The sequence below is a fragment of the Plantactinospora sonchi genome, from assembly GCF_036422035.1.
GTDB classification, from domain to species: Bacteria; Actinomycetota; Actinomycetes; order Mycobacteriales; family Micromonosporaceae; genus Plantactinospora; species Plantactinospora sonchi.
The window spans coordinates 53275-73467 of record NZ_JAZGQK010000035.1; the positions used below are offsets into that span (position 1 = coordinate 53275).

Consider the following 20193-nt stretch of genomic DNA (forward strand, 5'->3'; position numbering starts at 1 on the left):
AGGATCCGGCCGCTCTCGTAGACGCCCCCGTCGATGGCGGTGACTCTGCCGTCGGCGTACGGCAGCGCAGCCGTGACGTCCTGCGGCGCCACGCCGAAGTACTTGGTGAGGGTGCTGTGGCCGTGGAGAGCACCCTGCCCCCGAGCGTGCGCAGCACCATCGATACTCGATCGTCGGGTTTCAATAGACTCTTCAATGCCTCGCCGTTCGGACCCGGCCGGGGCAGCGACTCCCAGCAAGCTGTGCCATCAGCCGTCCACGGAGGTCGAGCTCTTGTGGCAGCGGTGGTCCGACGACGAGCGCCGGACGGGCGGGCCGCCGGGCAGTGAGGAGCATCCATGGCCGAGGGCCTGATGTCCGTCGCCTGGGACCTGCGTCGGGTCCGCCGCGGCGGACCGGGGCTTGTCGCCGAACGGCAACGCGCCCGCCTCACCGACCTGCTGACCCGAGCCCGGGCCGGCTCGCCGTACTACCGGGAGCTCTACCGCGACCTGCCCGTTCGCATCGACGACGTGACGTCGCTGCCGGTCACCACGAAGGCCGAGTTGATGAGCCGGTACGACGACTGGGTCACCGACCGCGCCGTGTCGCTGGACGACGTGCGCGCCTTCGTCACCGACCCCGACCGGATCGGCACGCTCTACCGGGACCGGTACCAGGTGGTCACCACTTCGGGCACCAGCGGCCACCGCGGCGTCTTCGTGCAGGACGACCGGACGTACACCGTGCTGTCGGCGATCACCGTGGCCCGGGCCAGCGGCTCGTGGCTCGCCGGGCGCGACTACCTGTCGATGCTGCGGCGGGGCAACAGGGTGGCCGCGATCTGGGCGGTCGGCGGCCACTTCGCCGGATACTCCACCGCCCAGCGCCTCATCCGGGAACGCCCGATCCGCAAGCACAGCATCCGCATCTTTTCGGTGCACACCCCGCTGGACGACCTGGTGCGCGACGTCGACGCCTTCGCCCCGACCATCCTCAACGGGTACGCCAGCGCCGTGGCGCTGCTGGCCCGCGAGCAGCGCGCCGGCCGGCTCGACATCCACCCGGTCCTGGTGATCACGTCGGCGGAGGGTCTGTCGCCGGCCGAACGCGCCCACCTCCGGGAGACCTTCCGGGCCAAGGTCCGTGACCAGTACGCCTGCTCGGAGTTCATGGGGCTGGCGCACGGCTGCGAGCACGACTGGCTGCACGTCAACGCCGACTGGGCCATCCTGGAGCCGGTCGACGAGCGATTCCGCCCGGTTCCGCCGGGGCAGGCGTCGCACACGGTGCTGCTCACCAACCTGGCCAACCGGGTACAGCCGATCATCCGCTACGACCTCGGCGACAGCGTCACGATGCGGCCCGGCCCGTGCCCGTGCGGCAATCCGCTGCCGGCGGTCCGGGTCCAGGGCCGCACGCCCGAGGTGATCTCCTTCCCGGCCCCGGACGGCGGACGGGTCGACCTGCCGCCGCTCGCACTCGGCACACTCGTCGACGGCACCGCCGGCGTCCGCATGTTCCAGATCGTGCAGACCGACCCACGACGCCTCGCGGTGCGGCTGGTCACCGAGGACGGCGCCGACGCCGACCTGGTCTGGGAGCAGGTCCAGCGGGCGTTGCACGGCCTGCTCGACAGCCACGGCCTCGCCGACGTGCGGGTGGACCGGGATTCGCAGGCGCCGCAGCGTACCGCCGGCGGCAAATTCCGTACGGTGGTCTCCGAACTGCCCCGCCCGCAGCGATGAGGCCGGGTGCCGCTCACCGGCCTCGCCGCGCGCGTCGGACCGGCCGGCCATCTCACGGCACCGTCACCGACGCCCACCACAGGCTCTGCTGCCGGTCGGTCCCGGACGTGTCGGAGTGTGCGCTCCGGTGGAGGGGCCGGAACGGGAGCCCCGGCCGGGCATCGCCGAACACCGGGGCGGACTCGATATTCGCGCGCCCGGTCGGTGGCCCGGTCGCAGAATGACGCGATGCGGACACGACTGGTTGAGGAAGACGAGCTGGAGCTGTTGCGGGACATCGAACGAGCGGCGGGTGCGTGCTTCCGGGAGATCGGCATGCCGGAGGTCGCCGACGACGAGCCGTTGCCGGTCGCGGTGCTGGCGGAGTACCGACGGGACGGCCGGATCCGGGTGGCGGTCGACGGGACCGACCGGCCGATCGCCTACCTGGTCAGCGCGGAGGTCGACGGCAATGTTCACATCGAGCAGGTGTCGGTGCATCCGGGACACGCGCGCCGGGGGATCGGCCGGCGGCTGCTCGACGAGGAGGCGGACCGGGCGGTGACGCACGGCGTACCGGCGATGACCCTGACCACCTTCGCCGAGGTGCCGTGGAACGCGCCGTACTACGCGCGGTGCGGCTTCCGCGTGCTGGCCGAACCGGAGTGGGGGCCGGGCCTGCGCGCGATCCGGGCGTTGGAGGAGGCTCACGGCCTGGACCGGTGGCCACGGCTGTGCATGTCCCGCGACCTCCGCTGACGACCGGTGCCCGCTCGCCGGAGTTGCCCGCACCTGGCAGTCTTCGATCATGACCTCGGACACCACCACCGCTGCCGCCTCCGGCACCTGGACCATCGGCGACCTGACGGTGAACCGGCTCGGCTTCGGCGCGATGCGGTTGACCGGCGCCGCTGACGGCACCCCCAGCGACCGGGGACGCGCGATCGCCGTACTGCGGCGCGCGGTGGAACTGGGCGTGAACCACATCGACACCGCCGCCTTCTACTTCTCCGCGCTCCGTTCCGCCAACGAGCTGCTGAACACCGCGCTCGCCCCGTACCCCAAGGACCTGGTGATCACGACCAAGGTCGGCCCGGGTCGGGACCCGTCGGGACAGTGGCTGCCACTGGCCCGGCCCGACCAGCTGCGAGGTCAGGTGGAGGAGAACCTGCGCCAGCTCGGTCGTGACCATCTCGACGTCGTCAACCTGCGCCAGAACGGCCTCGACTCGATCGCCGAGCACTTCGGGGCACTGGCCGAACTTCGTGACGCCGGGCTGATCCGGCACCTCGGCATCTCCAACATCAGGCCGGAGCACCTCGCGCAGGCCCAGGCGATCGCGCCGGTGGTCTGCGTGCAGAACCCGTACGGGATCGACTACCGGCGAAAGCACGACGACCTGGTACGCCGCTGCGGCGAGCAGGGGGTGGCCTTCGTACCGTTCTTCTCGATCGCCGCCGCTGGCCGGGAGGCGGGTCCGCGCGGCGCCGACAGTGCGGCCGTGCACTCCGTGGCCCGGGCGCACGGCGTGACCCCGGCCCAGGTCCGCATCGCGTGGACGCTGCACCAGGGGGCGCACGTGCTGGCCATTCCGGGCACCGGTGACCCGGACCATCTGCGGGAGAACGTCGCCGCCGGTGGGCTGCGACTCAGTGAGAGCGACCTGGCCCTGCTCGATCCCGTCCAGGGTGATCAACCCGCCGGTGCCGACGCCGTCTGAGCCACGAACCGGCCCGAACCGGCTGGCTGGACCGGGGGCCGCGCTGCCGTGGCCCGGACCGGCCGGGTCACGCGGTGGCCCGGGCGGAGTGGTTCTCCGCACTGTCCCGGTCGCGCGGCGGATCGCCGACCGTGGACGCGGGTCCCGCCCGGAGGATGCCGGCGGCGAAGGCGGCGACCAGGCAGAAGACGACCGGCAGCAGGAACGTGAGGTTGAGCGGCATGAGGTGGGTGAGCGGGCCGATGATGGCCGGCCCGGCCAGCGCCCCGAGATAGCCGAGGCCGGCGACCCGGGAGACGTTCGCCCCGGCCGCCTCCCGGTCGGCGTGGCCGGCGGCACTGAACAGCTGCGGAATGGTCCCGGAGAGACCGATGCCGAACAGCGCCCAGCCGGCGAGGGCCAGCGGCACCCAGGGGGCGACGACCACCAGCGACAACCCGACCGCGGCGGTCGCCGAACCGTAGCGGAGCACGGCGACCGGACCGAACCGGCCGGCGACCCGGTCGGTGAGGAACCGGCCGACGGTCATCGCGGTGGCGAAGGCGCCGTACGCGAACGCGGCGACCGCGGCCGGCGCGTCGAGGACGTCGCGCAGGGCGAGCACGCTCCAGTCGTTGGCGACGCCCTCGCAGAGCATCAGGATCAGCGCGAGCCCGGCCAGCGCCCAGATCCGTCCCGGCGTACCGCGTCGCCGGCGGGAACTGGTGGTGCCGTCGTCGGCGACCCCGGTCGACGCCGTCGGGGTGGGTGCCGGCCGCAGCAGCGCGGGGGCGGCGGCCAGGCCGGCCGCGAGGCCGAGCAGTCCGACCAGGGTGAGGGTGCCGGACACGTCCCAGCCCCAGCTGAGGGTGCGGGCCCCGACCAGGGCGGCGAGCACTCCGCCGAGCGAGAAGACGGCGTGGAAGGCGGACATCACCGGCCGTCGGTAACCGTGTTCGACCTGCACGGCGTGGGTGTTCATGCTGACGTCCAGGCAGCCGTTGCCGAAGCCGAACAGCAGCAGGGCGGCGGCCAGGGTCCAGGTGTCGGTGGCCAGGCCGGGCAGGACGAGCATGGAGCTGCAGAGCACCGCGCTGACCGGTACGACCCGACGGGCGCCGAGCCGGTCGGTGAGCGGGCCGACCAGTTGCATTCCGGCGAAGGCACCTCCGCCGAGCAGCAGCAGGAGCCAGCCGAGCACGGCGTGGCTGACGCCGGTGCGGTGCTCGACGGCCGGAATGTGCACGATCCACATCCCGAGCAGGAAGCCGTTGAGCGCGAAGTAGGCGAAGGTGGCCAGCCGGCCGGCCCGCAGGGATCTTTCCATGCAGCGAACGTAACAAACAAAATTCTTGTTTGAAAAGTTGGATTGCCCGCACCTTCGTGTTTGAATAGTCGTCATGAGCAGCAGTGCCGGTCGACTTCGCCTGATCACCGACGCGGTCCGGGCCAGCGGGCAGCGCACCGTCGCGGAACTGGTCGAACTCACCGGCGCCTCGGACATGACCATCCGCCGTGACCTGGAGCTCCTGGCCGGCCAGGGCGTCCTGGAGCGGTACCGGGGCGGCGCCCGGAGCCTGCTGCTGCGCGGCGAGGAGCCGCCGTTCGCGCTCCGCTCCCAGGACGGGCTGGAGACCAAGCGACGGCTCGCCGCCGAGGTCGCCGAGCTGCTCGCCGACGGCGAGTCGGTGGTGCTCGACAGCGGCAGCACCTGCCTCGAGGTGGCCCGTGCCATCACGCACCGGCGGCTGACCGTGATGCCGCTCTCCCTGCACGCCGCCAACGCGCTGACCGGTGCGGCCCAGCTCAAACTCCTGCTGCCGGGCGGCGAGCCGCGTCCCGGTGAACTCGCGCTCACCGGCCCGCTGGCCGAGGCGTCCCTGGGGGCACTGCGCTTCGACACCGCCGTGATCGGCTGCTGTGGGCTGAACGCGGCGAACGGCCTGACCGCGTACGACCTCGCCGACGCCGCGATCAAGCGGGCGGCGATCAACGCCGCCCGTCGGGTCGTCGCCGTCACCGAGGCGGCCAAGTTCTCCCGGACCGCGCTCGCCCACGTCACCCCGATCAGCGCGCTGCACGTCGTGGTGACCGGACAGGACGCGCCGGAGGACGAGGTCCAGGCACTGACCGCCGCCGGTGTGGCGGTACGGAGGGTGTGAGTGATGATCGAAGCCGTGCTGTTCGACCTGTTCGGGGTGCTCGCCCGCGCGCAGACCCCGACGGGGAAGGAGCGGCTGGTCCGGACGGCGGAGGTACCCGGCCCGGCCTTCTGGGAGGCGTACTGGGCGGTGCGACCGCGCTACGACAGCGGTGAGCTGACCGGTCCGGCGTACTGGTCCGAGGTGGCGGCGACCCTGCACACCCGCTTCGACGACCGGCAGGTCGGCGCGCTGATCGAGGCCGACGTGGCGAGCTGGCACGCCGTCGACGACGAGATGGTCGCGATGGTCGGGGAGTTGTCCGCAGCCGGACGACGACTCGGGTTGCTGTCGAACATCCCGGCGGAGTTGGCGGTGCACCACGAGGCGGAGCACCAGTGGCTGCGGCACTTCGAGGTGATCGCCTTCTCCTGCCGTACCGGGCAGGTCAAGCCGCTGGCGGAGGCGTACCGGTGGTGCGGGCGGGCGCTGCGCCTCCCACCCGACCGGATCCTGTTCGTCGACGACCGCGCCGAGAACGTCCGGGGCGCCGAGGCGACCGGCATGCGCGGCCACCACTTCACCGGGATCGACCGGCTGGGCGCCGCCCTGGCCCGGCTGGGCTGGACCGATGCCGGGCGAGGTCAGCCGCTTTCCGCGCCCCGGTACTCGTAGAGCTGGTCGACGAACTTGCGGCGCAGCGGCGGCACCCGGCTGGTGACGCTGAAGTAGCCCCGGGCGGCGAGCATGGCGAGCCGACCGATGACCGGCTTGTAGATCGGGTCGTCCCCGTTGGTGCCGTTGGTCCGCAACGAGTCGGCGACCCGGGCGAAGCCGTACCGGATCATCTCCGCCTCGTAGTCGGCGACCGCCGACAGCAGCGGTTTGGCGCCGGAGGCGCAGGCGACCAGCTCCCGGCGCAGCAGCGCCGCGTCCCGCAGCGCGGTGTTCGCGCCGACCCCCCGACCCGGGGTCATGGTGTGGATCGCGTCGCCGAGCAGGGTGACGCGGCTGCTCGGCCACGGTTCGACCGGCACCGAGGTGGCGACCTTGACCGGCACGACGCTGCCCGGATCGCTGTGCCGGAGCAGCTCGCGCAGGTTCGGATGCCAGTTCCGGGTGAGTTCCAGGGCGATCTGCGCCAACGGCTCGCCGCGCAGCTCCATCACGTTCGCCGGGAACCGGCTCGCCGTGCTCCAGACGATCAGGTTGATGTGGTCCCGGGTGTTGTCGTAGAGCAGCCCCGGCCAGCCGGAGATCATGCTGGCGTCGGTGACTCCGATTCCCGGCTTGAGTTCGCCGCGCCGGTCCCACTTGAACTCCATCACGTGCAGCACGCCCATCACGCCGCCGGCCCCGAAGATCAGTGAGATGCCCTGCCGGACCTCGTCGGAGAGCAGACCCCGGGTGTACTCGGTGAGCGGGATCTTGCTGGCGATGTTGATGCTGCCGGCGTCCTTCACCACCGCGTGCGGGAGGTACTGCCGGCGGACCGCGGAGTGTGTGCCGTCCGCGGCGACCAGCAGATCCCCGGTGGCCGAGGTGCCGTCCGCGAAGTACGCGGTGACCCGATCGTCGTGCTGCTGGTAGTGGGTGAACGTCCTGCCGAAGTGGACGACGTCCTCCATGTCGGTCAGCAGCACCTGCCGCAGCGTCATCCGGGAGACCGACTGGTCGATGCTGGTCGGGTCGGCGTCCGGGCGCAGCGGGAACGAGGCGGTCCGGTGCAGCTGCTCGGTGAGCACGTTGAAGTACCGGGGCGGCTGGGCGGTGGTCGCCAGGAACGTCTGGAAGAGTTCCGGTGGCAGGCACTCCCGCAGGGCCCGGCAGCCGGTCGGGTTGATCCCGACCCGGTAGCCGTGCAGGCCGTCGCTGCGGGTGCGGTACCGCTCGTAGACCGCGACACTGATGCCCGCGCGGCGCAGCCCGTGCGCCAGGCACATGCCGCCGGTACCGGCGCCGATGATGAGCACGTGCAGGGGTTCGCTGGACATCGGAACCTCTCCCTGCCGCGATCAGCGGGCGTCGCCGGCCGCCGACCCGGGACCGTTCCACTGGTAGAAGCACCGGGCCATCGCATCCCGAGGCGACCGCCAGGTCGGCGAGTACGGCGAGACGAAGGCGCCGAGCCGTTCCTGGACGGTGACGAAGAGCGGATGCCGGTTCGCCTGGGCCAGCCGGGCCGGTGCGTCGTCCTCGGTCTCCATCAGGTGCAGACAGAGGTCGTCGAGACAGTAGAGGGAGCGGTGGCGTACCCCGGTGACGGTGTGCAGGTCCGTCTCGTCCGTCTCGGTGAAGATCTTCGCGATCTCCTCCTCCGTGCCCGGTACGATCCTGCCCACGATCAGCACACGGTTCATGTCGGCTCCTCAGTGGTGGTGGGGCGATCGGCCCGGTCACCATCGCCCCGAGCACGTCATCCGGCCATCACCAGCCGGAGGCGTCCCGTTGCCACCGGTTGACGTCCGGGTGACGTCGGCCGGCCACCCTGGGCACGGGCAGCGCCGACCGGTTGTCACCGGTCGGCCGGACTCCCCGGCCCTCGCGGCGTCGACCCGGCGTCGCCCGTGTCGGGCCTCGCTCATGTCCGGCCTCGGGCCGTGCTCGCCGTCGACCGGACGCGGGATGTCCGGCCTCGCTCATGTCCGGCCTCGGGCCGTGTCCGCCGTCGACCGGACGCGGGATGTCCGGTGTCGACCGTGTCCCGGACCCGTCGACGGCGACGGCCGGATGTCGGTGCTGGACCCGGCCCTCTCAGCGTCGGCCGGGGATCGCCGACAGCGGCGCCCGGTCGGTGGCCGGGCCGGACCGGGCCGCACCGGGGGACGCCACCCGACCGGGGGCGGGGGACGCCGGCTGTGCCGCGTCGTACGGGCCCGGTCGGGTCGGATAGGGCCGTGGCCGGGGCGAACGGGTGATCGTCGGTCGGGGGATCGGCGCCAGCAGATCGCTGAGCAGGGCGCACATCGCCGGGGACGGTTCCAGCTGCAGTTCGCGCAGCAGCAGGTCGCGGTATACGTAGAAGGCCTGCAGCGCCTCGTAGGCGTTCCCCTCGGCCAGATGCGTCTCCACGATCAGCCGGTGTGGCGTCTCGCGCAGCGGCTCGGCCCGGACCGCCTCCAGGGCCGCCTGCAACGCCTCGCCGTGCTGTCCGGCCCGCAGGTGGCCACGGGCGATCTCCTCCAGCATGTGCAGCCGCAGCTGACGCAGCCGTTCCCGTTCCAGCAGGACCCAGTCGTCGTACCAGCCGGGCAGCAGGTCGTGCCGACCGCTGGTGAGGATCCTGGCGGCCCGGCGCGGGTCGCCGCCGTCCCGGACCTCGTCGGCGGTACGGACGAGTTCGTCGACGTCCAGGGCGACGACCGGATCGAGTCGGACCGTGTCGCCGGTGACCAGCAGTGGACAGTTGCCGTCCTGGCGTAGCCGCCACAGCGCGGTACGCAGCGAGGACATCGCCCGCTCCTCGGAGGTGTCGGACCAGAGCAGACCGGCCAGGTGCGCCCGCGTCGCACCCGGTCGCAGTCCGATCAGCGCGATGATCCGCTGCAGGCCCCGGGGTACGACGACGGGCGCACCGTCGTGCAGCAGGGTGAAGCCGTCGAGGAGCAGAAGTTCGATCGACCGACGCGACGGCGGATCGGGTTGGCGGACCGGCGGCCGGTGCGCATCGCCGTGTGGCGTGCTCTGCCGAGAGGTCACGGCCCACCCTCCTGCACCCGGAAATCAACGTCCGGAGTCCGCTTCCGCTGGATGACGCCGCCCTTGGTCATCCTGGCCTGCCGACGGCGCTCCGGACGCCGCTCGGTCGGCCGGCCGGCATCGGATATCGGCCGGCCGCAAATTGCAAAGCGTGACGAACGCTATCAATCGTCGTTACGCTCGGTCAACTGGCTGGTCAGCAATCCGACCCGCTTGAGTGATCCGATGAAACCCCTGCTGAGCTGCGCATAAGCCTGTTCGGTTGGACGCCTCCCGACAGCGCTCGGCGCGTTCCGCGCGCGTACGGCTCGCGTATTGTGCCGATCTGCCGTCACCAGAGCGTCACCAATGGGAAGCACCCGAACACATGATCGGGTGACGACCCGGTGACAGTCCATCAGCAGGGTGGTTCCCAGTCGTTCGGACGAGGCCGCAGTCGGGGACCTGCCAGCGGGCAGCCCTCGCCATGCGGCCCGGACCCGCTTGCCAGTTACCCGGGAGTGCGGAACTCGGGCCCAGGAGGCTGCCCCATGGATCGCTCACTGATCGTCGCGAAGGTCGTCCCGGCCGCGGAACAGCAGGTGGCGCGGATCTTCGCCGAGTCGGACCAGACCGAGTTGCCGCGTCTGGTGGGCGTACGGCACCGGTCGCTCTTCCGGTTGCAGGACCTGTACGTCCACCTGATCGAGACCGAGCACCCGGGCGCCGCCGCGGTGGAGAACGTCCGTCAGCACCCGGAGTTCGTCCGGGTGAGTGAACGGCTGTCCCCGCACGTCACGCCGTACCTGGCGACGTGGCGGGGCCCGGCGGACGCGATGGCCCGCTGTTTCTACAGCTGGGACGCCCCGGCCGGGGGTCGGCGATGACGGCGCTGGCCGCCGGCCGGTCGTCGTGGATCCGGTGCGGTGCCTGTTCGGCCCTGCTCTACCGCAAGCGGCTACGGCGCAACCTCGACGTCTGTCCGGAGTGCGGGGACCACCGGCGGCTCGACGCGCCGGATCGGATCCGTCAGCTGGTCGACCCCGGAAGCTTCGTCCCGCTGCCCGACGAGGTCGGCCAGGTAGACCCGATCGGATTTGTCGACTCCGTGCCGTACCCGCAGCGGCTGGCCGCCGCGCGCGCCGCGACCGGGCTGGCCGAGGCGGTGCTCTGCGGTACCGCGACGCTCGGCGGCCACCGGCTCGTCCTGGCGGTGATGGACTTCCGGTTCCTCGGCGGCAGCCTCGGCTCGGTGACCGGCGAACTGATCACCCGGGCCGCCGAGCGGGCGCTGGCCGAGCGGCTGCCGCTCCTGGTCGTCACCGCGTCCGGCGGGGCGCGGATGCAGGAGGGTGTGCTGGCGTTGATGCAGATGGCCACGATCAGCCAGGCGATCGCGGCACTGCGCGAGGCGGGTCTGCTCACCGTCAGCCTGATCACCGACCCGACCTACGGGGGAGTGGCCGCCTCCTTCGCCACCTGCACCGACCTGGTGGTGGCGGAGAGTGGTTCCCGAATGGGTTTCGCCGGCCCCCGGGTCATCCGGCAGACCATCCGGCAGACGCTGCCGGCCGGCTTCCAGGGCAGCGACTTCCTGCTGCGGCACGGCCAGGTCGACATGGTGGTGCCGCGGCGCAACCTGCCGGCACGGCTGCGCTGGCTGCTCGCTGCCACCGCCGGTACGGCACCGGGCGGGCCCGTCACCACCGCCGGCCCGGTGGACCGGGTGGCCGCGCCGACGCGTACCGAGGCCGGTAGCTGGTCGGCGACCGAGGAGGTCCGGTCCGGAGTGGGACAGCGGCGGCGGACCGGGCCGGTGGACCCGGAAGCCGAACGGGACGCCTGGCGGATCGTCGGTTCCGCCCGGCACACCGACCGGCCGACCACCCTGGACTATCTGGCCACCGCGTTCGACGGGTTCCTCGAGCTGCACGGCGACCGTCTCGGCGCCGACTGCCCGGCGATCGTCGCCGGCCTGGCCCGGCTGGGCGACCGGTATGTCGCGGTGATCGGACACCAGAAGGGACACCATTCCCGGGAGTTGCGCGAGCGCAATTTCGGCATGGCCAGCCCGGCCGGGTACCGCAAGGCGCTGCGGGTGATGCGACTCGCCGTCCGCCTGCGGATGCCGGTCGTGACCCTGATCGACACGCCCGGTGCGTACCCGGGGGTCGAGGCCGAGCGGCAGGGCCAGGCGGCGGCCGTCGCCCAGAGCATCCTGACCATGACCGGCCTGCGGACACCGGTCGTCGCGGTGATCATCGGGGAGGGTGGCAGTGGCGGGGCGCTCGCCCTGGCCGTCGCCGACCGGGTGCTGATGCTGCGCAACGCGGTCTACTCGGTGATCAGTCCCGAGGGCTGCGCGGCGATCCTCTGGAACGACCGGGCGGCGGTGCCCCGGGCCGCCGGCGCGCTCCGGCTCACCGCGCCGGACCTGCTGCGGCTCGGCGTCGCCGACGCGATCATCGCGGAGCCGCCGGAGGGCGCGCACCGGGACCGGGCCGGTGCCGCCGCGCTGCTTCGCCAGGCCCTGCTGGAGACCCTGAAGCCACTGTTCGAGGTGCCCGCCGACGATCTCGTCCGACGCCGGCGCCGGCGGTTCCGCCGGTACGGCGCCGCGTCGACGGTCGCACCCGGGCCACTGTGGCCCGAGACGACGATCGGCCCGGAAACGCCCGAGGCGACGATCGGCCCGGAACCGCCCGGCCCGGAAACGCCCGAGGCGACGATCGGCCCGGAACCGCCTGAGGCGACGATCGAGCCGGAACCGCCCGAGGCGACGGGCACGTCCGGGCCGCCGCGGCCCGAGGTGACGATCGGGCCGGAGACGTTGCGGCGGCTGGAGCCGTCCGGACCGCTGCTGTCCGAGCGGGCCGTGCTGGCCGGGGCGGTCCTGCCTGAGCTGGTCCTGCCTGACGCGGGCCCGCCCGAGGCGGCCGTACTGCCAACCGGAAAGGGGTGCTGATGGTCGCCGTGTCGCCCGAGGGCGGTCCGCAGCCCGGGCGTGAGCCGGACCGCGACCCGGCTTCGTCGACCGCCGCCAACGGCTGGCGGCAACCCACCGCCTCGGCGGCCGTCCCGGACGCCCCGGCACCCGAGCACCGGATCCCGGAAAGCCGGTCCTCGGAGAGCCGACCGGTCGGCAGCGGGTCCCCGGTCGGCGGACCGCCGGACGACAACCGCGACGCCGACGACGGTAGGGAACTCGCCGAACTGTGCCGACACGCGTCCCGGCTGGTCGCCGAGACGACCGGCCCGCTGCGCCGGATCCGCCTGCGCCGGGGTGACGCGGTGCTGGAGATCGAGTGGCACGGCGAAGCGGCCGCCCCGGGATCCGGGACCGGTACGACCGTCGCCGCCGTGGTACCCACGCTCGCCGTGCCGACGCCGGTCGGCCCACCCGGCGCGGACGTGGTTACGGACCTTCGCCGGACCGTGCCGGCGCCGCTGGTCGGCACCTTCTACCGGTCGCCCGAGCCCGGCGGACCGCCGTTCGTCGAAGTCGGCGACAGGGTCGAGGCCGGTCAGGTGGTCGGCATCGTCGAGGCGATGAAGTTGATGAACGAGGTGGTCGCCGACCAGCCCGGTCGGGTCGTCGAGGTGCTCGTCCGCGACGGCGAACCGGTCGAGTTCGGACAACCGCTGATCGCCCTGGTTCCCGCGTGAGTCGAGGACGGTGGCACAGTGTTCGAGAAGGTCCTGATCGCCAACCGGGGCGAGATCGCGGTCCGGGTCGCCCGGGCCTGCCGGGAACTCGGCATACGCAGCGTGGCGGTGTACTCGGCTGTGGACCGGGACTCGGCGGTGGTACGGCTGGCCGACGAGGCGGTCTGCATCGGACCGGCGGACAGCCGGCACAGTTACCTGAACGCGGCGGCGATCATCGAGGCGGCCCGCCAGACCGGGGCGCAGGCGGTGCATCCCGGCTACGGCTTCCTCTCCGAGGATCCCGACTTCGCCGAGATCTGTGCCGACAACGGACTGGTCTTCATCGGCCCCCGTCCCGAGGTGATGCTGGCGCTCGGCGACAAGTCGCGGGCGAAGGCGTTGATGGCCGAAGCCGGCCTGCCCCTGTCGCCCGGCAGTCTGGCGACCGTCGCCACGGCGGCCCAGGCCCGGACGGTCGCCGACGAGACCGGCTATCCGGTGATCATCAAGGGGGCGGCGGGCGGTGGCGGACGGGGGATGACCGTGGTCTGGTCCGCCGAGGAGTTCATCCCGGCGTACGAGCGGACCCGGATCGCCGCGCAGGCCGCGTTCGGCGACGACCGCGTCTACGTCGAGCGGTACCTCACCCAGGCCCGGCACGTCGAGGTGCAGGTCCTCTGTGACGGGTACGGCAACGGTGTCCACCTCGGCACCCGGGACTGCTCGGTACAGCGGCGGCACCAGAAACTGATCGAGGAGGGGCCGGCACCCGCGCTCTCCGCCGCGACCCTCGACGCGCTGGCCGCGACCGCGCTGCGCGGCGCGCTGCGGGTCGGCTTCACCGGGGCGGGAACCTTCGAGTTCCTGGTCGACGAGACCGAACGCTTCCACTTCATCGAGATCAACTGCCGGATCCAGGTCGAACATCCGGTCACCGAGATGATCACCGGCGTCGACCTGGTGCACGAACAACTGCGCATCGCCGGCGGGATGCCGTTGCGGCTGCGGCAGGAGGACGTACGCAGCTCGGGCGTCGCGATCGAGTGCCGGGTCAACGTCGAGGATCCGGAGCGGGCCTTCGTACCGACCCCCGGCCGACTGACCCGCTTCGTGCCGCCGGCCGGCCCGTTCACCCGGGTCGACACGCACGGCTACCCCGGTTACCTGGTCGGTCCGCACTACGACTCACTGCTGGCCAAGGTCGTGGTCTGGGCGCCGGACCGGGATCTGGCGCTCAGCCGGATGGAACGGGCGCTGCACGAGTTCGAGGTGTCCGGTCCCGGCGTACACACCACCATTCCGTTCGCCCGGAGGGTGCTCGAGGACCCGGGATTCCGCAAGGGGCGGTACACGACCAACCTGGTCGACCGCCTGCTGGGCGTCCCCGGTTCCCCCGGCGACGAGCCATGTCCGTCCAGTTCCGCACATCCCACGAGGAGAACCAGATGACCGTCAGGCACGAGGATCCGGTGGCCACCGGGCGGGAACCCGGCACCGCGCACGACAACGGTGGATCCGCGGTCACCGCCGTGGAGATAACCGACATCCTGGTCCGGCACTGCGGGCTGGACGCCGGGGCGGCGGCGGCCACGCCGACCGCCTCCCTGGAGGAACTCGGCATGGACTCGCTGGCCCTGCTCGAACTCCAGGCGGTGGTCGCGGACCGCTACCGGGCGCAGATCCCGGAGCAGGCCACCCGGCTCAGCATCACCGAGATCGCCGAACTGGTGGCCCGACAGCTCGACCCGGAGCCGCCGGATCCCGGGCCGTCCGCCGCCGGGGCGTCGGACGCCGGGTCGCGAGCCGCTGCCCCGACCGCCGGCGCCACGCCGGGGACCGGATCGGCCACCGCGCCGTCGCCGCGTCCCGGCGCCGCCGGGCGGCCCGGCCACACCGAGAACGGGGTGCTGATCGCCGCGCCGCTGGACCTGGTCTGGGACCTGACCAACGACGTCGCCGGCTGGACCGGCCTGTTCACCGAGTACCAGTCGGTCCAGATCATCGAGGAGCACGGCGACACCGTCCGGTTCCGGCTGACCATGTACCCGGACGACAACGGCGTGGTGTGGAGCTGGGTCAGCGAACGCACCGTCGACCCGGTCCGGCGCGAGGTGCACGCCCGCCGGGTGGAGACCGGGCCGTTCGAGTACATGCGGATCCACTGGCGGTACCACGAGGTGCCGGGCGGAACCCGGATGACCTGGACCCAGGACTTCGAGATGCGACCGACCGCGCCGGTGACCACCGCCCAGATGACCGACCGGATCAACGCGAACAGCCGGATCCAGCTCGACATCATCCGCGACAAGATCGAACGGATCGCCGCCGAACTCGCCGCCACCGCACCGGGGGGAACCGACGATGAGTGAGTCGGGACGCCACCTGGTCGCGGCCCGGGACGTACCGGCGGACCGGCGGCGCGGTGCCGAACTGCGGGTACTGCTCGGCCCCCGCACCGTGGGCAGCACCTCCGGCTTCATGGGGGTGGCACACCTCGCCCCCGGCGAACGGATCGCCGAGCACTACCACCCGTACAGCGAGGAGTTCCTGTACGTGGCGCGGGGCGCCTTGGTGGTCGACCTCGACGACACACCGGTGCCGGTGGGTGCCGGCGAGGCCCTCTACGTACCGGTGAACGTCCGGCACCGGCTGCGGAACGTCGCCGCCGAGCCGGCCGAGGTGGTGTTCCACCTCGGCCCGCTCGCACCGCGTCCGGAACTCGGCCACGTCGACACCGAGCCGGGCGCCGCCCCGGTGCGCGGACCCGGCCCCAGCAACGCCCCGGCCGGAGCCGCGCCATGACCCGGCGCCGCACCGTGGTGACCGGGATCGGGGTGGTGGCTCCCGGCGGGGTCACCCGGGACGAGTTCTGGGCCACCGTCACCGCCGGCCGGACGGCGACCCGACGGATCACCTTCTTCGACCCGTCGTCGTTCCGATCACAGATCGCCGCCGAGTGCGACTTCGACCCGGTCCGGGCCGGGCTCACCGTGCCGGAGCAGCGGCGTGCCGACCGGTACGTCCAGTTCGCGCTGGCCGCCTCGATCGAGGCGCTCGCCGACAGCGGACTGGAGCTCACCGACCCGGTACGGGACCGGGCCGGCGTGGTGCTCGGCTCGGCGGTCGGCGGCACCATGCTGCTGGAACAGGAGTACGTCCGGGTCAGCGACGGAGGCGCGCAGTGGCTGGTCGACCCGGAGCGGGCCGGCACGTTCCTGTACCAGGCGCTGATGCCGAGCAGCCTGGCCGCCGACGTCGCCTGCCGGCACGGGCTGCACGGCCCGGCCCAGGTGGTCTCCACCGGCTGCACCTCCGGCATCGACGCGATCGGCTACGCCCACCAGCTGATCGAGGACGGTGAGGCGGACGTTGTCCTCGCCGGTGCCTCGGACAGTCCGATCTCCCCGGTCACCGTCGCCTCGTTCGACGCGATCAAGGCGACCACGCCGTGCAACGACGACCCGGCACACGCCTCGCGCCCGTTCGACCGGGACCGGCAGGGCTTCGTGTTGGCCGAGGGGGCCGCGGTGCTGGTGCTGGAGGAGGCGGAGCAGGCCCGGCGACGTGGTGCGCGGATCTACTGCGAGGTCGCCGGGTACGCCAACCGGAGCAACGGCTACCACATGACCGGGCTGCGTCCGGACGGGGTGGAGATGGCGTTGGCGATCGAGGACGCGATGGCGCAGGGCCGGCGGGAACCGGGTGAGGTGTCGTACATCAGCGCACACGGCTCGGGTACCCGACAGAACGACCGGCACGAGACGGCGGCGTTCAAGCGGGCGCTCGGCGGCGCGGCGTACGGCGTGCCGATCAGCTCGATCAAGTCGATGATCGGGCACTCGCTCGGCGCGATCGGCGCGATCGAGATGGCCGCCTGCGCGCTCGCCGTCGAGCACGGTGTCGTCCCACCGACCGCGAACTGGGCCAACCGCGACGAGGAGTGCGATCTGGACTACATCCCGAACGTGGCCCGGGAGGTCAGGGTCGACGTGGCGCTCTCGGTCGGCAGCGGCTTCGGCGGCTTCCAGTCGGCCATGCTGTTCACCCGCCACGACGGGGCACGGCGGTGACCGGGCCGGCCGGTGCCGGGGTGCCATTCGGGCCGGCCGGTGCCGGACCGGTACGCCGGGCCGTGATCACCGGGATCGGCGTGGTGGCACCGAGCGGCATCGGCGTCGACGCGCACTGGAAGTGTCTGCTGGCCGGGCAGAACCGGATCGGCCGGATCACCCTGTTCGACCCGAGCCGCTATCCGGTGACGTTGGCCGGCGAGGTCGCCGACTTCGACGCGCTGCAACACGTGGACAACCGGCGGGTGGTGCAGACCGACCGGTGGACCCACCTCGGTTTTGCCGCCACCCGACTCGCGTTGGCCGACGCCGGCCTGCCCGAACTCGCCGACGACCCGTACGGGTACGCCGTGACCCTGGCCAGCGCCTCCGGTGGCAACCTGTTCGGCCAGCGGGAACTGCAGCGGCTCTGGCGGGGACCGGGGCGCACCGTCGGGGCGTACCAGTCGATCGCCTGGTTCTACGCGGCGAGCGTCGGACAGCTGTCGATCCGACACCAGTTCAAGGGACCGTGCGGGGTGCTCGCCGCCGAGACCGCCGGTGGCCTGGACAGCCTGGCGCACGCGGTACGGCTGGTCCGGCGGGGCACCCCGGTGGTGCTGGCCGGCGGCACCGAATGTCCACTGAGCCCGTACGCGCTGACCTGCCAGCTGCGCAGCGGGCTGCTGAGCACCTGTCCCGATCCGGAGCGGGCGTACCGGCCGTTCGACGCGGCGGCGGGCGGGTACGTACCCGCCGAGGGTGGCGCGATCTTTGTGGTGGAGGAGCTGGAGCACGCCCTGGCCCGGGGTGTGGACACCGTCTACGCCGAGGTGGCCGGCTGGGGGGCCAGCCACGACGCCCGGCACACCGGCTCCTCGGGTGCGGTCGACAGCGTCCAGTACGCCCGGGCGATGCGGTTGGCACTGGACCGGGCCTCGGTCGACCCGGCGTCGGTGGACGTGGTGGTGCCGGACGCGCTCGGGGTGCCCCGCTACGACCGGAGCGAGGCGGACGCGTTGCGTACCGTCTTCGGCTCCCGGCCACCGCCGGTCAGTACGCAGAAGGCGTTGACCGGCCGGGCGCACCAGGGCGGGGCCGCGCTTGACGTGGCGACCGCGCTGCTCGCGATGCGGCACGGTGTGCTGCCGCCGACCGCCGGCCCGGACCGGCCGGCCGCCGGTTGTGACCTCGACTTCGTCCGGGACTCCGGCCCCCGGCGGGTCGCCACGGCGCTGGTCTGCGCCCGGGGCTTCGACGGCTTCAACAGCGCCGTGCTGTTACGGCGGGTCCCGGGCTGACACGAAGGAGGACCGATGATGGCCAAGGCCAGGGTGTTGTTCCTGATGCGGGTGCCCCGTGACCGCACCGAGGACTTTCTGAAGGCGTACGAGCAGATCCGTTACCAGGTCGCCGAGGGGGTGCCGGGACATCTGGTGGACCAGGTCTGCGAGTCGACGACCGACCCGGAACAGTGGTTGATCACCAGCGAGTGGGTGTCGTTGACCCACTTCGAGGCATGGGAACGCAGCCCCGAGCATCGGGAGCTGGTCGCGCCGATGCGGGCCTGCATGACCGAGGCACGGTCGATCCGGTTCGTCGTCCGGGAGGAGACCTCGGCCCGTCGCGGTTGACCGCCCGTCCGGTCGCTCCGACGGACCGGACGGGCGGTCACCGGTGAAACCGGGTCGTCACGCCGACACGTGTGCCACTCCGGGCCGGCCGCTCTGCACGTGGACACTGGCCCGGGTGGTGACCGGGGCTCCCGGGGCGTTGACGAACGGCACCACGCGGTAGTCGGTGCGCATCTCGTGCCGACCCAGGTGGCACACCTGGTAGCCACGCTGCGAGTTGTGGAACCTCATGTGCGGGTTCTCGGCCAGCCAGGTCGTCCCGAGGGTGTCCATGTCGGTTCCGTTGCCACCGGAGCTGATCGAGGTGCCGAGGAACTCGGTGCCGATCGTGCGCGAGTTCGGGTCGGCGAAGTTCAGCTTCAGGTCGGCGGCCACGCTGCGGTGGGCGTCGCCGGTGACGATGAGGAAGTTGTCGACGCGCCGCTGCGCGACGCCGTCGAAGAGCCGCTGGCGCGCGGCGGCGTACCCGTCCCAGGTGTCCATCCCGAACGACTCGTCCGGACCGGCGGTGTGGTCGGCCTCCATCGCGAAGATCTGGTTGGCGAGCACGTTCCACCGGGCCGTGGACGCGCCGAGCCCGGCCAGCAGCCACGCCTCCTGCTTGGCGCCGAGCATCTGCCGGTCCGGTGCCCAGCGCAGCGACGGGTCGGTGAGCTGCTGGTCGCGGAAGCGTCGGGTGTCGAGCACGTCGAGCTGCAGCAGGTCTCCGAACTTCAGCCGCCGGTAGACCTGCATCTCCGGACCGTGCGGCATGGACGAGGCACGCAGCGGCAGGTTCTCGTAGTACGCCTGGTAGGCGGCGGCCCGACGGAGCCGGAACACGGCCGGGTCCTGGTCCGGCTCGGTGTCCGGTTGCGAGTGGTCACCGGCCCAGTTGTTCTCCACGTCGTGGTCGTCCGGGGCGACCACCCAGGGCGCGGCGGCGTGCGCCGCCTGCAGTGCCGGGTCGAGTTTGTACTGGGCGTAGCGGATCCGGTAGTCGGTGAGGGAGAACGTCTCGGTGGCCGGCAGGTGTGCGCGGCCGATCGAGCCGGCGCCACCGCCCTCGTAGATGTAGTCGCCGAGGTGTACGACCAGGTCCAGGTCCTCCCGGGCCATGTGCTCGTACGCGGTGAAGTGGCCGTCGGTGTACGCCTGGCAGCTCGCGAAGGCGAAGCTCAGCGACCTCAGATCGGCTCCGGCACGCGGTGCCGTGCGGGTACGACCCACCGGGCTGACCTGGTCGGCGACCAGGAACCGGTAGAAGTAGACGTGGTCCGGCCGCAGGCCGTGCACTTCGGCGTGCACCGAGTGGGCCCACCTGGCACTGGCCCGCTCGACGCCACGGCGTACCACCCGGCGGAACCTGTCGTCCTCGGCCACCTCCCAGCGGACGTTGACCGTGCGGTCGGGCATGCCGCCGAGTCCGTCGGGGGCGAGCGGGTCGGGGGCCAGCCGGGTCCAGAGCACGACCCCGTCGGAGGTCGGGTCGCCGGACGCGACGCCGAGGGTGAACACGTGACCCGGCAGGGTGGTCCGGTCCTTTCCGACGGCGGACGTCGCCGAGGCGGGTTCGGCGGCGAGCACGGCCGCGCCCGCGGCGACACCGCCCAGGGCGAGGAAGTGACGGCGGGGCAGCGTCAGCGGAGACTGCGACAT

General features: G+C 72.3%; 18 protein-coding genes and 1 pseudogene. 14 read left to right on the forward strand and 5 right to left on the reverse strand.

The window, feature by feature from the left end; translation table 11 throughout:
• The first annotated feature begins 338 nt into the window (after window positions 1-338).
• The 3 genes from V1633_RS32395 (at window position 339) to V1633_RS32405 (ending at window position 3426) form a co-directional block, all read left to right on the forward strand.
• On the forward strand, window positions 339-1727 hold the full coding sequence (locus V1633_RS32395) for a phenylacetate--CoA ligase family protein (RefSeq protein WP_331218130.1): 1389 nt from the start codon (window positions 339-341) through the stop codon (window positions 1725-1727).
• A 228-nt stretch (window positions 1728-1955) separates the two neighbouring features.
• A complete protein-coding gene (locus V1633_RS32400) occupies window positions 1956-2465 on the forward strand; it encodes a GNAT family N-acetyltransferase (RefSeq protein WP_331218131.1) in 510 nt (169 codons plus the stop codon).
• 49 nt (window positions 2466-2514) lie between these two features.
• Window positions 2515-3426, forward strand: coding sequence for an oxidoreductase (locus V1633_RS32405; RefSeq protein WP_331218132.1), 912 nt, complete (start codon window positions 2515-2517; stop codon window positions 3424-3426).
• Between the two features lie 67 nt (window positions 3427-3493).
• Here V1633_RS32405 and V1633_RS32410 read toward each other — a convergent pair whose 3' ends face one another.
• Complete coding sequence (locus V1633_RS32410; RefSeq protein ID WP_331218133.1) at window positions 3494-4732, reverse strand: MFS transporter; 1239 nt, start codon at window positions 4730-4732, stop codon at window positions 3494-3496.
• A gap of 73 nt (window positions 4733-4805) precedes the next feature.
• Here V1633_RS32410 and V1633_RS32415 point away from each other — a divergent pair, with 73 nt between their 5' ends.
• A complete protein-coding gene (locus V1633_RS32415) occupies window positions 4806-5567 on the forward strand; it encodes a DeoR/GlpR family DNA-binding transcription regulator (protein WP_331218134.1) in 762 nt (253 codons plus the stop codon).
• Window positions 5568-5570: 3 nt separating this feature from the next.
• Window positions 5571-6221, forward strand: coding sequence for an HAD family hydrolase (locus V1633_RS32420; protein ID WP_331218135.1), 651 nt, complete (start codon window positions 5571-5573; stop codon window positions 6219-6221).
• On the opposite strand, the gene V1633_RS32425 is transcribed toward V1633_RS32420, so the two are convergent.
• The 3 genes from V1633_RS32425 to V1633_RS32435 all read right to left on the reverse strand — a co-directional run bounded on the left by V1633_RS32425 (window position 6191) and on the right by V1633_RS32435 (window position 9164).
• Window positions 6191-7540, reverse strand: coding sequence for an FAD-dependent oxidoreductase (locus tag V1633_RS32425; RefSeq protein WP_331218136.1), 1350 nt, complete (start codon window positions 7538-7540; stop codon window positions 6191-6193). The two genes, V1633_RS32420 and V1633_RS32425, sit on opposite strands and share 31 nt — an antisense overlap.
• Window positions 7541-7561: 21 nt before the next feature.
• Entirely contained in the window at window positions 7562-7906 is a 345-nt protein-coding gene (locus V1633_RS32430) for a TcmI family type II polyketide cyclase (RefSeq protein ID WP_331218137.1), read from the reverse strand.
• 394 nt (window positions 7907-8300) lie between these two features.
• Complete coding sequence (locus V1633_RS32435) at window positions 8301-9164, reverse strand: AfsR/SARP family transcriptional regulator (protein WP_407952145.1); 864 nt, start codon at window positions 9162-9164, stop codon at window positions 8301-8303.
• Between the two features lie 611 nt (window positions 9165-9775).
• Here V1633_RS32435 and V1633_RS32440 point away from each other — a divergent pair.
• The 9 genes and pseudogenes from V1633_RS32440 to V1633_RS32480 all read left to right on the forward strand — a co-directional run bounded on the left by V1633_RS32440 (window position 9776) and on the right by V1633_RS32480 (window position 18555).
• Window positions 9776-10111, forward strand: coding sequence for a TcmI family type II polyketide cyclase (locus V1633_RS32440; protein ID WP_331218138.1), 336 nt, complete (start codon window positions 9776-9778; stop codon window positions 10109-10111).
• A pseudogene (locus tag V1633_RS32445) lies at window positions 10108-11844 on the forward strand (acetyl-CoA carboxylase carboxyltransferase subunit alpha); the annotation flags it as partial. The gene V1633_RS32440 and the pseudogene V1633_RS32445, both read left to right, overlap by 4 nt.
• Before the next feature lie 344 nt (window positions 11845-12188).
• A complete protein-coding gene (gene accB / locus V1633_RS32450) occupies window positions 12189-12890 on the forward strand; it encodes an acetyl-CoA carboxylase biotin carboxyl carrier protein (RefSeq protein WP_331218139.1) in 702 nt (233 codons plus the stop codon).
• 18 nt (window positions 12891-12908) lie between these two features.
• Window positions 12909-14321, forward strand: coding sequence for an acetyl-CoA carboxylase biotin carboxylase subunit (locus tag V1633_RS32455; RefSeq protein ID WP_331218140.1), 1413 nt, complete (start codon window positions 12909-12911; stop codon window positions 14319-14321).
• A complete protein-coding gene (locus V1633_RS32460; RefSeq protein ID WP_331218141.1) occupies window positions 14318-15241 on the forward strand; it encodes an SRPBCC family protein in 924 nt (307 codons plus the stop codon). Before V1633_RS32455 ends, V1633_RS32460 begins: the two co-directional genes overlap by 4 nt.
• Window positions 15234-15674: a cupin domain-containing protein gene (locus V1633_RS32465; RefSeq protein WP_331218142.1), complete on the forward strand. Its 441-nt coding sequence runs from the start codon at window positions 15234-15236 to the stop codon at window positions 15672-15674. The genes V1633_RS32460 and V1633_RS32465 overlap by 8 nt, the downstream gene beginning before the upstream one ends.
• Window positions 15671-16942, forward strand: coding sequence for a beta-ketoacyl-[acyl-carrier-protein] synthase family protein (locus V1633_RS32470; protein WP_331218143.1), 1272 nt, complete (start codon window positions 15671-15673; stop codon window positions 16940-16942). Before V1633_RS32465 ends, V1633_RS32470 begins: the two co-directional genes overlap by 4 nt.
• Before the next feature lie 20 nt (window positions 16943-16962).
• Window positions 16963-18222, forward strand: coding sequence for a beta-ketoacyl synthase N-terminal-like domain-containing protein (locus V1633_RS32475; protein ID WP_331218144.1), 1260 nt, complete (start codon window positions 16963-16965; stop codon window positions 18220-18222).
• Between the two features lie 15 nt (window positions 18223-18237).
• Window positions 18238-18555: an antibiotic biosynthesis monooxygenase family protein gene (locus tag V1633_RS32480; protein WP_331218145.1), complete on the forward strand. Its 318-nt coding sequence runs from the start codon at window positions 18238-18240 to the stop codon at window positions 18553-18555.
• Window positions 18556-18612: 57 nt separating this feature from the next.
• On the opposite strand, the gene V1633_RS32485 is transcribed toward V1633_RS32480, so the two are convergent.
• The gene (locus V1633_RS32485) at window positions 18613-20193 is read right to left on the reverse strand and encodes an alkaline phosphatase D family protein (RefSeq protein WP_331218146.1); all 1581 of its coding nucleotides are present in this window, start codon (window positions 20191-20193) and stop codon (window positions 18613-18615) included.